Annotated in this window: 11 protein-coding genes; 7 read left to right on the forward strand and 4 right to left on the reverse strand. The window is 59.2% G+C overall.

Annotated features, from left to right (window positions below; translation table 11 throughout):
* Window positions 1-160: 160 nt before the first annotated feature.
* Window positions 161-1,648 (forward strand): PLP-dependent aminotransferase family protein, encoded by a 1,488-nt coding sequence (locus Q0V31_RS18315; RefSeq protein WP_298190201.1) that lies wholly within the window; start codon window positions 161-163, stop codon window positions 1,646-1,648.
* 259 nt (window positions 1,649-1,907) lie between these two features.
* Here Q0V31_RS18315 and Q0V31_RS18320 read toward each other — a convergent pair whose 3' ends face one another.
* Both Q0V31_RS18320 and Q0V31_RS18325 read right to left on the reverse strand, forming a co-directional pair.
* Window positions 1,908-2,984, reverse strand: coding sequence for a 3-deoxy-7-phosphoheptulonate synthase (locus tag Q0V31_RS18320; RefSeq protein ID WP_298190203.1), 1,077 nt, complete (start codon window positions 2,982-2,984; stop codon window positions 1,908-1,910).
* A 168-nt stretch (window positions 2,985-3,152) separates the two neighbouring features.
* Window positions 3,153-3,572 carry a PilZ domain-containing protein gene (locus tag Q0V31_RS18325; protein WP_298190206.1) on the reverse strand — a complete coding sequence of 140 codons (420 nt, stop codon included), beginning with the start codon at window positions 3,570-3,572 and terminating at the stop codon, window positions 3,153-3,155.
* A 36-nt stretch (window positions 3,573-3,608) separates the two neighbouring features.
* Between Q0V31_RS18325 and Q0V31_RS18330 the strand changes: the two genes are divergently transcribed.
* The 5 genes from Q0V31_RS18330 to cysB all read left to right on the forward strand — a co-directional run bounded on the left by Q0V31_RS18330 (window position 3,609) and on the right by cysB (window position 7,554).
* A complete protein-coding gene (locus Q0V31_RS18330) occupies window positions 3,609-3,956 on the forward strand; it encodes a thioredoxin family protein (protein ID WP_298190208.1) in 348 nt (115 codons plus the stop codon).
* Window positions 3,956-4,924 (forward strand): putative 2-dehydropantoate 2-reductase, encoded by a 969-nt coding sequence (locus Q0V31_RS18335; RefSeq protein WP_298190210.1) that lies wholly within the window; start codon window positions 3,956-3,958, stop codon window positions 4,922-4,924. Before Q0V31_RS18330 ends, Q0V31_RS18335 begins: the two co-directional genes overlap by 1 nt.
* Window positions 4,917-5,822: a 5'-nucleotidase gene (locus Q0V31_RS18340; protein WP_298190212.1), complete on the forward strand. Its 906-nt coding sequence runs from the start codon at window positions 4,917-4,919 to the stop codon at window positions 5,820-5,822. The genes Q0V31_RS18335 and Q0V31_RS18340 overlap by 8 nt, the downstream gene beginning before the upstream one ends.
* A gap of 144 nt (window positions 5,823-5,966) precedes the next feature.
* Window positions 5,967-6,467 carry a universal stress protein gene (locus tag Q0V31_RS18345; RefSeq protein WP_298190213.1) on the forward strand — a complete coding sequence of 167 codons (501 nt, stop codon included), beginning with the start codon at window positions 5,967-5,969 and terminating at the stop codon, window positions 6,465-6,467.
* Window positions 6,468-6,579: 112 nt separating this feature from the next.
* A complete protein-coding gene (cysB, locus tag Q0V31_RS18350; RefSeq protein ID WP_298190216.1) occupies window positions 6,580-7,554 on the forward strand; it encodes an HTH-type transcriptional regulator CysB in 975 nt (324 codons plus the stop codon).
* A gap of 192 nt (window positions 7,555-7,746) precedes the next feature.
* Here cysB and Q0V31_RS18355 read toward each other — a convergent pair whose 3' ends face one another.
* The gene (locus Q0V31_RS18355) at window positions 7,747-8,508 is read right to left on the reverse strand and encodes an SDR family oxidoreductase (RefSeq protein ID WP_298190219.1); all 762 of its coding nucleotides are present in this window, start codon (window positions 8,506-8,508) and stop codon (window positions 7,747-7,749) included.
* A 224-nt stretch (window positions 8,509-8,732) separates the two neighbouring features.
* Here Q0V31_RS18355 and Q0V31_RS18360 point away from each other — a divergent pair, with 224 nt between their 5' ends.
* On the forward strand, window positions 8,733-9,740 hold the full coding sequence (locus Q0V31_RS18360; RefSeq protein ID WP_298190221.1) for an NADP-dependent oxidoreductase: 1,008 nt from the start codon (window positions 8,733-8,735) through the stop codon (window positions 9,738-9,740).
* Window positions 9,741-9,873: 133 nt separating this feature from the next.
* Here Q0V31_RS18360 and relA read toward each other — a convergent pair whose 3' ends face one another.
* Entirely contained in the window at window positions 9,874-12,117 is a 2,244-nt protein-coding gene (relA, locus tag Q0V31_RS18365) for a GTP diphosphokinase (protein ID WP_298190223.1), read from the reverse strand.
* Window positions 12,118-12,144 lie beyond the last annotated feature (27 nt).

Raw genomic sequence — 12,144 nt, forward strand, 5'->3', positions numbered from 1 at the left:
TAGTGGGCCAGATTGTCGGGGTTCGTATTGGCTTGACCGCAATATTCACTGCCTATGGCCTGAAAATTGCTTAAGCATGCTGTGCGCGGGGGTCGCCGAACCGCAAGGGGCGGCAAAGTCATAACCTGAGGCGATATGAGGAGAGGGTATGTCGGATTTTTTGCTGCACCTTGAGCTTTCCCAAGAGCGTAGCTACCAGCAACAGATCCGCGAAAAGCTGATTGGCTTGATTCAGCATGATCAGTTTGGCCAGCAACCGCTCCCCTCCAGCCGCAAGATGGCCCAATTACTGGGGGTGTCACGCAATACGGTGGTACTGGTCTATGAGGGACTGGTGGACGATGGCTACCTAGTCTCTCGGGAGCGCAGCGGTTTTTTTGTTAATGATGCGTTACGTGGCGAGCAGCGCCTTACAAAGGTGCAATCACTGCCGCTGCGGCGTGGCGACGAACCAAATTGGTGCAAACGCTTCCAGCAATTGCCGTCGCAAATGCCAGCGCTGGACAAAGACCGCAACTGGATGTCCTATCCCTATCCCTTCATCTATGGCCAAGTGGATCCTGAGCAGTTTCCACTTAACGCCTGGCGTGACTGTACTCGCCAGGCACAGAGTCGGAGCATGGTTCGGGAATGGGTCGAGGATCTGGTGGATGCTGACGACCCAATGCTGGTTGAACAGATCCGCCATCAACTGCTGAGTAAGCGTGGCATTTGCGCCGGCCCCGACGAAATTCTGCTCACCCTGGGCTCCCAGAATGCCCTCTACATGCTGGCGACCCTGCTGGCGGGGGACGAAACCCTGCTAGGTTCAGAGGAGCCCGGCTATGCCGATGTGCGCAATATCTTCACCCAAGCGGGAGCCAAACTGCGGCCGCTGCAACTGGATGATGAGGGGGTGCGTACCGGCGCTCAGCTGAGTGGCTGCGATTACCTCTATGTGACCCCCAGCCATCAATATCCGACTACGGTCACCATGTCGCTTGATCGTCGCAAGGCATTGCTGCAGCAGGCCTATGACGACGACTTCATCCTCATTGAGGATGATTATGAAAGTGAGGTTAATTTTCTCGCGGCTCCCCAGCCGGCGCTCAAGAGCCTAGATCAGCATGGGCGCGTGATCTACATGAGCAGCCTATCAAAATGCCTATCGCCCGGACTAAGGCTTGGTTACATGGTGGCGGACAAGGCGCTCATTACCCAGTTACGCGCCTTGCGGCGCCTCATCTATCGCCATCCACCGCTGAATAACCAGCGCACTACTGCGCTGTTCATTGCCCAGGGCCACTACGACTGTCACATCCGTAGCATGCGTCAACTGTATCAACACAAGTGGAAACTGATGGCTGAAGGCCTGGAAGCTCATCTGCCTCAATGCCATATAAAGGCAACTCCGGGCAGCTTTTGTTTTTGGATCAGGCTGCCCGAGTCGCTGTGTGCTGTAGAGCTGTCGTGGCAAGCCTCAGAGCTGGGTATTCTCATTGAGCCGGGCGACCCACTATTTCAGGTACAGCCAGCTCCGGCTGGATATTTCCGCTTAGGTTTTGCGGCCATTCCCATTGAGAGCATACTTCCGGGGCTAAAGCATCTGGGAGCGCTAATTGATCGTTGCTACAAGGCTCAGACGAACCAGTGCCGACTGGCAAGCTGACCCCGCGTCTCTCCTCGTGCTGCTGTCAGGCAACGGATGTCGTAGAGCGATTGTCCTATTCGGTCAGCCTGGTTCTCGATCAAACCTCTATCGAGCACTGAATCGACTCTACTTTTGTAGATGCGTTGGATGACTGGTTTTGGCCGATTTAGGCCCGCCACATCTTCACTGCACACTGGGCAGACAGCCTGGGAACTGCCATAAAAAAAACGGGCTTATGCATCACGCATAAGCCCGTTTTTTTTTGCAGCTAGCTAAATCAGCTGCGCTGGCGCTTAGGCAGCACATCCTTGAGTTTGGCGTGCATGCCGCGCAGGGTTTTCTCGGTGCTTTCCCAGTCGATGCAGGCATCGGTGATGGATACGCCGTATTTGAGTTGGCTCAGGTCCTTGGGGATCGACTGAGCGCCCCAGCCCAAATGGCTTTCGACCATCAGGCCGACGATGGACTGGTTGCCTTCGAGAATCTGGTTGGCGACGTTGTCCATCACCAGCGGCTGCAGGGCCGGATCCTTGTTGGAGTTGGCGTGACTGCAATCGACCATGATGTTCGGGCGGATGCCGGCTTTGGTCAGCTCCTGCTCACACACGGCGACACTCACCGAGTCGTAATTCGGCTTGCCATTACCACCGCGCAATACCACGTGACCGTAGGCATTGCCCTTGGTGGTAACGATGGACACGCCACCTTCCTGGTTGATACCGAGGAAACGATGCGGGTTGGACACCGACTGCAGGGCGTTGATCGCCACCGTCAGGCCGCCATCGGTGCCGTTCTTGAAACCGACCGAGGAAGACAGGCCGGAGGCCATTTCGCGGTGGGTTTGCGATTCGGTGGTGCGCGCGCCAATGGCCGACCAGCTGATCAAATCCTGCAGGTACTGCGGGGAGATCGGGTCGAGGGCTTCGGTAGCCGTCGGCAGGCCCATCTCGGCCAGGTCAAGCAGCAGCTGGCGACCGATGTGCAGACCGTCCTGAATCTTGAACGAGTCGTCCATAAACGGATCGTTGATCAAGCCTTTCCAGCCCACGGTGGTGCGTGGTTTCTCGAAATACACGCGCATCACCAGATACAGACTGTCCGATACCTCGGCAGCCAGCGCTTTAAGGCGCTCGGCATACTCGTGGGCAGCCTTGATATCGTGGATCGAGCACGGCCCGACTACCACGAACAGGCGATGATCCTTGCCATCGAGAATATTGCGGATTACCTCACGACCGCTGGAAACCGTGCGCTGGGCAGCTGCAGTCAGCGGAATTTCACGCTTGAGCTGTGCAGGGGTTATCAGGGTGTCGTTGGAGGCAACGTTCAGGTCATCAATCGGTAAATCAGCCATCGTGCTATTCATCAGTCAGAGTCATCAGGTCACGGGTGCCGGCCGCCAGCGATCCCCGTGTGGCGGAGCACAGCAATATGAGCACAGCGGGGAAGCCGAACCTTAGCGCGTAAAGGCCCGGCTCGACAATGGGCTTGACGGTATGAACCGCTGCGGCGGCTGAGTTAACTAGCGCAGACTGGCGCGGGAAAACTCGGCAGCGTGCTGGCTGATCCACTCTTGAGCCACAGCCTCAGCCGATAGGCTGCAGCCCTGCTGCTGCTCACACTGCCGGCGATAGTGCTCGATGTGGCAGACCTGCTCGACCATGCGCGCCCGAAACAAGGTGTCTTCATCAATAAAGGCGATACCGACCAGATAATGATCCCCCTCTTTACGACACCAAGCCACCACCCCTGGGTAGCGGGCCTGCTCGCCGAACAGTGGAATACGCATTTCAATGGCCGTACCACGGCGAAATGTACGGCTGGAGTTGCAAGCCACACCGCCGAGACTGATATTGTTGAGCCGCTGTTTCGGCATGCACGCGTGCTTGCGCAGCACTAACTCAACCGGCATATCACTGGGATGACGCAGAAAGTGACGCATCGGTTACTACCTCAGATGCCATCAATTTGATACCACATGAACAGTATAGCGACTGAGCTGGAACTCACCGATCTAGATGCCGACCGTCACCTGCTCGACCTGCCCGGTACGTCATTGCTGATATTCACCAGCATAGGCTGTGCCAGCTGCCGCTGGGCGCGCCGTGAATTGGCCAAACTAAGCCTGCCGGTGCAGCGCCTGGCGTGGGTCGACGCCGGCAATAATGGCGGTTTAGTAACACGCTACGAGGTCTTCCATCTGCCGGCACTGTTTGTTGTGCGAGACGGCCAATTTTATGGCGCCGTGCAGGCCCGCCTGCAGACCGCCGAATTAACCCTGGCGCTGGACACTGCCCTGTCGCGCCCCGCTGAGGAGCTTCCCTGATGACTGCAGCACCCCGTATCGGCATTATCGGTTGCGGCGCGATTGGCGGCTTTTATGGCCTGATGCTGGCCCGCGCCGGCTTTGATGTGCACTTTCTGCTGCGCAGCGAATTTACTGCCGTGGCCAGCGACGGCCTGCGGGTCAACAGCGTGGTGCACGGCAACCTGCACCTACAGCCGGTGCAGGCCTACCAGTCAGCTGCCGATATGCCACCGTGCGACTGGCTGCTGGTTGGCGCCAAGACCACCAGCAACAGCGAGCTGGCCCCATTGATCTGCCAGGCGGCGGCCCCCGGCGCCAAGGTGGTGTTGATGCAGAATGGGCTGGCCGTGGAAGACCAACTGCGTCCGCTGCTGCCAGACTCGCTGCACTTGCTCGGCGGCCTTTGCTACATCTACGCGCACCGTAGCGCCCCAGGGGTGGTTGAGCATCAAGCCCTTGGCGGCATAAACCTCGGCTATCACTCAGGTCCGGCGGACGATGCAGAAAGTCGCCAGTGGCTGCTCGAGCAAGGCACCAGCTTGTTTCAAACGGCGGGCCTGGATTCCAAGGCCATGGCCGAGCTCACCCAAGCACGCTGGCAGAAGCTGGTGTGGAACGCGCCCTTTAACGGCCTTGCCGTACTGCTGAACAGCAACACCACCGCCCTGATGAGTAACGCCGAGAGCCGCACGCTGATCGCGGCGATGATGCAAGAGCTGGTCGATGCTGCCAGCGCGTGCGGCTATCAGCTCCCCACTGGCTTTGCCAGCAAGCTGCTGGCGGCCACCGAACGCGCGCCGGATTACCTGCCCAGCATGTACCACGACTTTGCCCTGCAGCGCCCACTTGAGTTGCACGCCATCTATGCCGCGCCGCTGGCCGCCGCGGCCAAGGTCGGCTGCGCCATGCCGCGCACTGAGATGCTCTATCAAGCCCTGCGTTACCTCGAACAACGCCAACAGCCAGACCGGAGCAGCCATGAGTAAGGGATTAGGCGACAAACTGGTACTGGCGATCTCCTCGCGCGCGCTGTTCGACCTGCGCGAAAGCCATCATGTCTATGAAAGCCAAGGCGTCGAAGCCTACCGGCAATACCAGATCGAGCATGAAGACGAGATTCTCGCCCCCGGCGATGCCTTCCCCCTGGTCGAAAAGCTGCTGGCGCTGAACGCCACCCTCAAACAACAACGGGTTGAGGTGATTCTGGTCTCACGCAACAGTGCAGACACCGGGCTGCGTGCGTTCAACTCAATCCAGCACTACGGCCTGGGTATCTCCCGCGCGGCCTTTGTCGGTGGGCGCAGCCCTGACCCCTATCTCGCCGCATTTGGCTGCCAGTTGTTTCTCTCCACCCATGCCGAGGATGTGCGCAGCGCACTGCGCGCAGGCTTTGGTGCGGCGACCATTCTTTCCGGCGGTGCGCGGCGGGCGGCCAGCAATGAGCTGCGCATCGCCTTCGACGGCGATGCCGTATTGTTTTCCGATGAGTCCGAGCGGGTCTATCAACAGGGTGGCCTGGAGGCCTTCCAGAGCCACGAACGCCAGTCGGCCCGCGAACTACTTGGCGGCGGCCCATTCAAGCCATTCCTCGCCGCCCTGCACCGCCTGCAACAGGAGTTTCCCGAGGACAGTTGCCCGATTCGCACCGCGCTGGTCACCGCGCGCTCTGCTCCTGCTCATGAGCGGGTGATCCGCACCCTGCGCGAGTGGAATATTCGCCTGGATGAGTCCTACTTCCTCGGTGGCCTGGAGAAAGCCGCGATTCTGGAAACCTTCGGCGCTGATGTGTTCTTCGACGACCAGGCCGGGCACTGCGAAAAAGCCCGCGAAGTAGTCGCCACCGGGCATGTGCCGCACGGTATCAGTAACGAGCCACCGCTTTAAGCCCCCCGCTATAGGGGCGCTCATGCCCCTTCAGCCCCGCCACATATATAACCATTGATCCTTAAAACCTTTGCCACCCTTGACCTGTCAATTGCACTGCTAAGCTCAAATCAGGCCCGCCAGTCAGGCAGTCAAGGAGGCCGAATGATTCGCTCGATTCTTTATGCCACTGATCTCGGGCTCTACGCGCCCTACATCTTGCAGCATGCGCTGGAGCTGACCCGCTCCTTCAATGCCAGCCTGTATGTGGTGCATGCCGTGGAGCCCATGGGTCTATTTGCCGAGTCAGTTTTACAAACCTATCTGGATGAAAAACGCCTCAAGGAACTGCGCAGTACCGGCCTGAGCACGGTGATGGCAAGCATTGAGCAGCGTGTATTGGAAGGCTTTCGTGATGAGATTGGCGAAGCCATACAAGACCTTGAGCTGATCAAGGCAGTGCGTGTGGTGCAAGGCGACCCACCGCTGGTGATACTCGGTGAAGCGCAGCAACTTGGGGTGGACCTGCTGGTCCTAGGTAGCCACAGCCACGGCACCGACATGGATATCCCGCTGGGGCGTACCGCGTCGCGCCTGGTGCAGTTAGCCGAGGTACCGGTGTACCTGGTACCGATGCTACAGCACCGCTGCCGGGCTGATTTTTAAACAAGCAAGCCAGGTTTTAATTTTTGGTCTAGATTTAACGCTTATCTAATCATTATGGTTATATAAAACGCCGGCAACCTAAACGGCTGTCTTTCTGCTTTGAGGGATTTTTATGAAGCTCCAGCAATTGCGCTACATCTGGGAAGTCGCGCATCACGACCTCAACGTCTCTGCCACAGCGCAAAGTCTCTACACCTCGCAGCCCGGCATCAGTAAGCAGATCCGCCTGCTGGAAGACGAGCTGGGGGTTGAAGTCTTCGCCCGCAGCGGTAAACACCTGACCCGCATCACTCCGGCGGGTGAGCGCATCATCAACACCGCTGGCGAGATCCTGCGCAAGGTTGAAAGCATCAAGCAGATCGCCCAGGAATTCTCCAACGAGAAAAAAGGCACCTTGTCGATTGCCACCACCCACACTCAGGCGCGTTACGCCCTGCCGCCGGTGATCAGCGCGTTTATCAAGCAATACCCAGACGTCTCCCTGCACATGCACCAAGGCACGCCGATGCAGATCGCCGAAATGGCCGCCGATGGCACGGTTGATTTCGCCATTGCCACCGAGGGCCTGGAGCTGTTCAACGACCTGATCATGATGCCCTGCTACCGCTGGAACCGCTGCGTGGTGGTGCCCCAAGGCCATCCGCTGAGCAAACTGCCGAAGCTGACCCTCGAAGCCCTGGCCGAATACGCCATCGTCACCTACGTATTCGGTTTTACCGGCCGCTCCAAGCTCGACGAGGCCTTCAGCCACCGTGGCCTGACGCCCAAAGTGGTGTTCACCGCGGCCGATGCCGACGTGATCAAGACCTATGTGCGCCTCGGCCTGGGCGTTGGCATCGTGGCCAAAATGGCAGTCGATGAAACCCTCGACCCGGACCTGGTGGTGCTGGATGCCGGCGATCTCTTCGAATCCAGCGTGACCAAAATCGGCTTCCGCCGCGGCACCTTCCTGCGGGGCTTCATGTGCGACTTTATCGAAAAATTCGCCCCGCACCTGACCCGCGACGTCATGGCCAAAGCCGTGCAGTGCCACAACAAGGTCGAACTGGAAGAACTGTTTGAAGGGTTTGAATTACCGCTGCACTAACGCCGCGCTAACAAAAAAGCCGGTCACCTGACCGGCTTTTTTCTGCCTGCGATAACCTGCCGCTCACTCGCCGCGCTGCAGTTCCTTGCCGTGGGCGGCGTTCATCCCCCACCCAACGCACTCGTCGGCACCGAGAACCCTATATGCAAAAAGGTGCCACACGGGCACCTTGTTTATCGCCACACCGGCAAATCAGATCGCCGTTGCACCGCCATCCACGGCCAACGCATGGCCAGTGGTGAACGCCGCGTTATCGCAGCACAGGTACAGCACGGCGGTGGCGATCTCCTCGACCTTACCGATACGCCCGACCGGATGCATGGCCGCCGCAAACTCACCTTTTTTCGGGTCGGCCTCATAGGCGCGGCGGAACATCGCGGTGTCAATCACCGCCGGGCAAACGGCGTTAACCCGTACTTTTTTCTTCGCGTACTCAATCGCAGCGGACTTGGTCAGGCCAATAACGGCATGCTTGGACGCCGAGTAGATGCTCATCTTCGGCGCAGCGCCAAGGCCCGCCACCGATGCCGTGTTGACGATGGCGCCACCGCCCTGCGCCAGCAGCAGTGGGATCTGGTGCTTCATGCACAGCCACACGCCTTTGACGTTAACGCCCATGATTGCATCGAACTCGCTCTCACTGCCTTCGGCCAGCTTGCCCTTCTCGATCTCGATGCCGGCATTGTTGAAGGCGTAATCCAGACGGCCATAAGCCCCCAGCGTACGTTCCATCAGCACCTTAACCTCAGCATCGCGAGTCACGTCACAGCGCACGAACAGCGCCTCGCCACCTGCCTCACGGATCAGCGCGACTGTGCCCTCGCCGCCAGCCACATCGACATCAGACACAACCACTTGTAGGCCTTCATTGGCGAACGCCAGTGCGGTAGCACGACCAATACCAGCAGCACCACCAGTGACCAGGGCAACCCGGCCGGAAAAGCTCAAGCTCATCTGCGTGTCCTCGCAAGGAATAAAAACTGCGTCGAGTCTAATCAGCAGCCCGGGGTCAAGGCAGCATTATCAGGTTGGCGGTGATTCTTCCATCCAAATGAGTGATTAACACCCCAGGCGCGCTATCACTCGAATGGATTAGCAGCCATTCGTACCCTGGGCAAATCTTGCTGATTGCCTCTGTAAGGACTATCAACAGTGTTTCCGCTCAACGAGTACACACCATGACCGCCCCACTCAATCGCCAATTCCTGCTAGCGCAACGCCCAGTCGGCCTGCCTAGCCGCGAGACCTTCAGTTATGTAGAAAACAGCGTCGGCGCACCTGGCCCTGGCCAGATTCTGGTGAAAAACGCCTACCTGTCGCTGGACCCGGCCATGCGTGGCTGGATGAATGACGCCAAGTCCTATATCCCGCCAGTCGGTATTGGCGAAGTCATGCGCGCCCTCGGCGTGGGTGAGGTGATCGCCTCGCAGCACCCGGATTTTGCTGTCGGTGACCATGTCAACGGCGCACTCGGCGTGCAGGACTACTTCCTCGGCGAGCCCAAGGGCTTCTACAAGGTCGACCCCAAGCGTGCGCCACTGCCGCTTTACCTGTCGGCGTTGGGCATGACCGGCATGACCGCCTATTTCGCCCTGCTCGATGTCGGCGCGCCACAAGCCGGTGAAACCGTGGTGATCTCCGGTGCAGCCGGTGCCGTGGGCAGTGTGGCCGGGCAAATTGCCAAGCTCAAAGGCTGCCGTGTGGTCGGCATTGCCGGCGGCGCGGACAAGTGCAAGTTCCTCATCGACGAGCTGGGCTTTGATGGCGCCATCGATTACAAGAGCGAAGATGTCGTCGCCGGTCTCAAGCGCGAATGCCCTAAAGGTGTGGACGTGTATTTCGACAACGTCGGCGGAGATATTCTCGATGCCGTACTCACCCGCCTGGCGTTCAAGGCGCGGGTGGTGATCTGCGGTGCGATCAGCCAATACAACAACAAACAGGCCGTTAAGGGCCCAGCCAATTACCTCAACCTGCTGGTCAACAGTGCGCGCATGGAAGGCATGGTCGTAATGACCTACGCCCCACGCTTTGCTGAAGCGGCTGCGGAGATGGGCGGCTGGCTGGCCAGCGGCCAGCTGAAGTCCAAGGAAGACATCGTCAGCGGCCTGCAGACCTTCCCCGAGACCCTGCTCAAGCTGTTCAGCGGCGAGAACTTCGGCAAACTGGTTCTGAAAGTCGACTAAGTGACTGGGTTTCACACCCGTTTTTAAGTCGCTTTAGCAAAAAGGGGTTTAACCGCGTCGCGGTTAAACCCCTTTTCATCAACACCACGCAGAAACCCTGCTCCTCTCCTACCTGCCTCGGTCTATCACCGACTTAGGACGCCCGATGACGGCGTACTTCAATAATGTTCGGCAAACGCGAAATGCGCCCCAGCAAACGCCCCAAGGCATCCAGCCCCGGAATCTCCACGGTGATCGACATCGACGCGGTGTTGTCCTCTTTGTTCGAGCGCGTATTGAGCGCCAGCACATTGAGCTTTTCGTTAAGCAGCATCTGGGTCACGTCGCGCAACAGACCAGAGCGGTCGTAGGCGCGAATGATGATGTCCACCGGATAGGTTTGCACCGGTACCGGCCCCCAGCCAACCTGGATGATCCGCTCCGGCTCACGCCCGGCCAGTTGCAGCACCGAGGCACAATCCTGACGGTGGATACTGACACCACGGCCGAGGGTGATATAGCCGACAATCGGATCACCCGGCAGCGGCTGGCAGCAACCTGCCATCTGCGTCAGCAGGTTACCCACGCCCTGAATCTGAATGTCGCCACGTTTGCCCGGCTTGAAGCCCAAGGCCTTGCGCGGGATCAGCTCAAGCTGCTCGTTGACCCGGTCGGGCTCAACCAGTTGCTGCGCCAGGTTGATCAGTTGCGCCAGGCGCAGATCGCCGGCGCCGAGCGAGGCGAACAGGTCTTCGCTGGTCTTCATGTTGGCCTTCTCGGCCAACTTTTCGAAGTCCACATGCGGTAATGCCAGGCGTTGCAGCTCGCGCTCCAGCTGGACTTTACCAGCCGCGACGTTCTGATCGCGGTCCTGCAGCTTGAACCAGTGGACGATCTTCGCCCGCGCCCGCGAGGTGGTGACGTACCCGAGGTTGGAGTTCAGCCAGTCGCGGCTCGGCGTGCCGTGCTTGCTGGTGATAATTTCCACCTGCTCACCGGTCTGCAGGCTGTAGTTGAGCGGCACGATGCGCCCATTGATCTTCGCGCCACGGCAATTGTGGCCAATTTCGGTGTGTACGCGGTAGGCAAAATCCAGCGGCGTCGCCCCTTTTGGCAGGTCGATGGCATGCCCGTCCGGGGTGAACACGTAAACCCGGTCCGGCTCGATATCCACGCGCAGCTGTTCGGCCAGGCCGCCGATATCGCCGAGTTCTTCATGCCATTCGAGCACCTGACGCAACCAGGAAATCTTCTCCTCGTAATGGTTGGAGCTGGCCTTGACGTCGGTGCCCTTGTAGCGCCAGTGCGCACACACACCCAGCTCGGCTTCTTCGTGCATGGACTGGGTGCGAATTTGCACTTCCAGCACCTTGCCTTCCGGGCCCAGTACGGCGGTGTGCAGCGAGCGGTAGCCGTTCTCTTTAGGGTTGGCGATGTAGTCGTCAAACTCCTTGGGAATGTGCCGCCACAGCGTATGCACGATACCCAGCGCGGTGTAGCAATCACGCACTTCCGGCACCAGCACACGCACCGCGCGCACGTCATAAATCTGGTTGAACTGCAGCCCTTTGCGCTGCATTTTTCGCCAGATTGAGTAGATGTGCTTCACCCGGCCACTGATATCGGCCTTGATCCCCGTGATTTCCAGCTCGCCCCGCAGCTGGCCCATCACTTCGTTGATGTAGTGCTCGCGGTCCAGGCGGCGCTCGTGCAGCAGTTTGGCGATTTGCTTGTACTGCTCAGGCTCCAGATACCGAAAAGACAGGTCTTCGAGCTCCCACTTGATATGCCCGATACCCAAACGGTGAGCCAGCGGTGCATAGATGTCGAAGACCTCTCGGGCCACGCGCTGACGTTTCTCGTCGTCGGCCTCTTTCACCGCACGGATCGCACAGGTGCGCTCAGCCAGCTTGATCAGCGCCACGCGCACATCATCGACCATCGCCACGAGCATCTTGCGCAGGTTTTCCACCTGGCCCTGGGAGCCAAGCACCAGAGAGTCACGCGGGTTCATCGAGGCACTGATCGCGGCCATGCGCAGCACGCCTTCAACCAGCTTGGCCACCACCGGGCCAAAGCGCTGGTGGACCATGACCAACGGCACTTTGCCCTCACGCACGCAGCGGTAGATGACGGCAGCGACCAGGGTGTCCTGATCGAGCTTGAGGTCGGCGAGAATTTCGGCGATTTCCAGGCCGGAGCGAAAACTCGACGCGCCCTCGGTCCATAGATTCTTCGCCGCATTGGCCTGCTGCTCAGCCGCACGGGCGAACTCGCAAGCCTCACGCAGGGCCTCGCGATCCAACGCTGGGTCGACACTCAGTACATGCTCGAGCCATGCCTCAAGATTGACACTGCCGTCGTCGTTGATCGGCTGATGCGCTCTGACCTGAACCATCTTGCTTACCTTCCCTACGGCAAGCTG

The sequence above is a fragment of the uncultured Pseudomonas sp. genome, from assembly GCF_943846705.1.
GTDB lineage: Bacteria > Pseudomonadota > Gammaproteobacteria > Pseudomonadales > Pseudomonadaceae > Aquipseudomonas.

Excerpts from the sequence above, each read along its gene's own strand:
- cysB (WP_298190216.1), top strand. The coding sequence starts at position 6,580 with ATGAAGCTCCAGCAATTGCGCTACATCTGGGAAGTCGCGCATCACGAC.
- Q0V31_RS18340 (WP_298190212.1), top strand. The coding sequence starts at position 4,917 with ATGAGTAAGGGATTAGGCGACAAACTGGTACTGGCGATCTCCTCGCGC.
- Q0V31_RS18320 (WP_298190203.1), bottom strand. The coding sequence starts at position 2,984 with ATGGCTGATTTACCGATTGATGACCTGAACGTTGCCTCCAACGACACC.
- Q0V31_RS18325 (WP_298190206.1), bottom strand. The coding sequence starts at position 3,572 with ATGCGTCACTTTCTGCGTCATCCCAGTGATATGCCGGTTGAGTTAGTG.
- Q0V31_RS18355 (WP_298190219.1), bottom strand. The coding sequence starts at position 8,508 with ATGAGCTTGAGCTTTTCCGGCCGGGTTGCCCTGGTCACTGGTGGTGCT.
- relA (WP_298190223.1), bottom strand. The coding sequence starts at position 12,117 with ATGGTTCAGGTCAGAGCGCATCAGCCGATCAACGACGACGGCAGTGTC.
- Q0V31_RS18330 (WP_298190208.1), top strand. The coding sequence starts at position 3,609 with ATGAACAGTATAGCGACTGAGCTGGAACTCACCGATCTAGATGCCGAC.
- Q0V31_RS18345 (WP_298190213.1), top strand. The coding sequence starts at position 5,967 with ATGATTCGCTCGATTCTTTATGCCACTGATCTCGGGCTCTACGCGCCC.
- Q0V31_RS18360 (WP_298190221.1), top strand. The coding sequence starts at position 8,733 with ATGACCGCCCCACTCAATCGCCAATTCCTGCTAGCGCAACGCCCAGTC.
- Q0V31_RS18335 (WP_298190210.1), top strand. The coding sequence starts at position 3,956 with ATGACTGCAGCACCCCGTATCGGCATTATCGGTTGCGGCGCGATTGGC.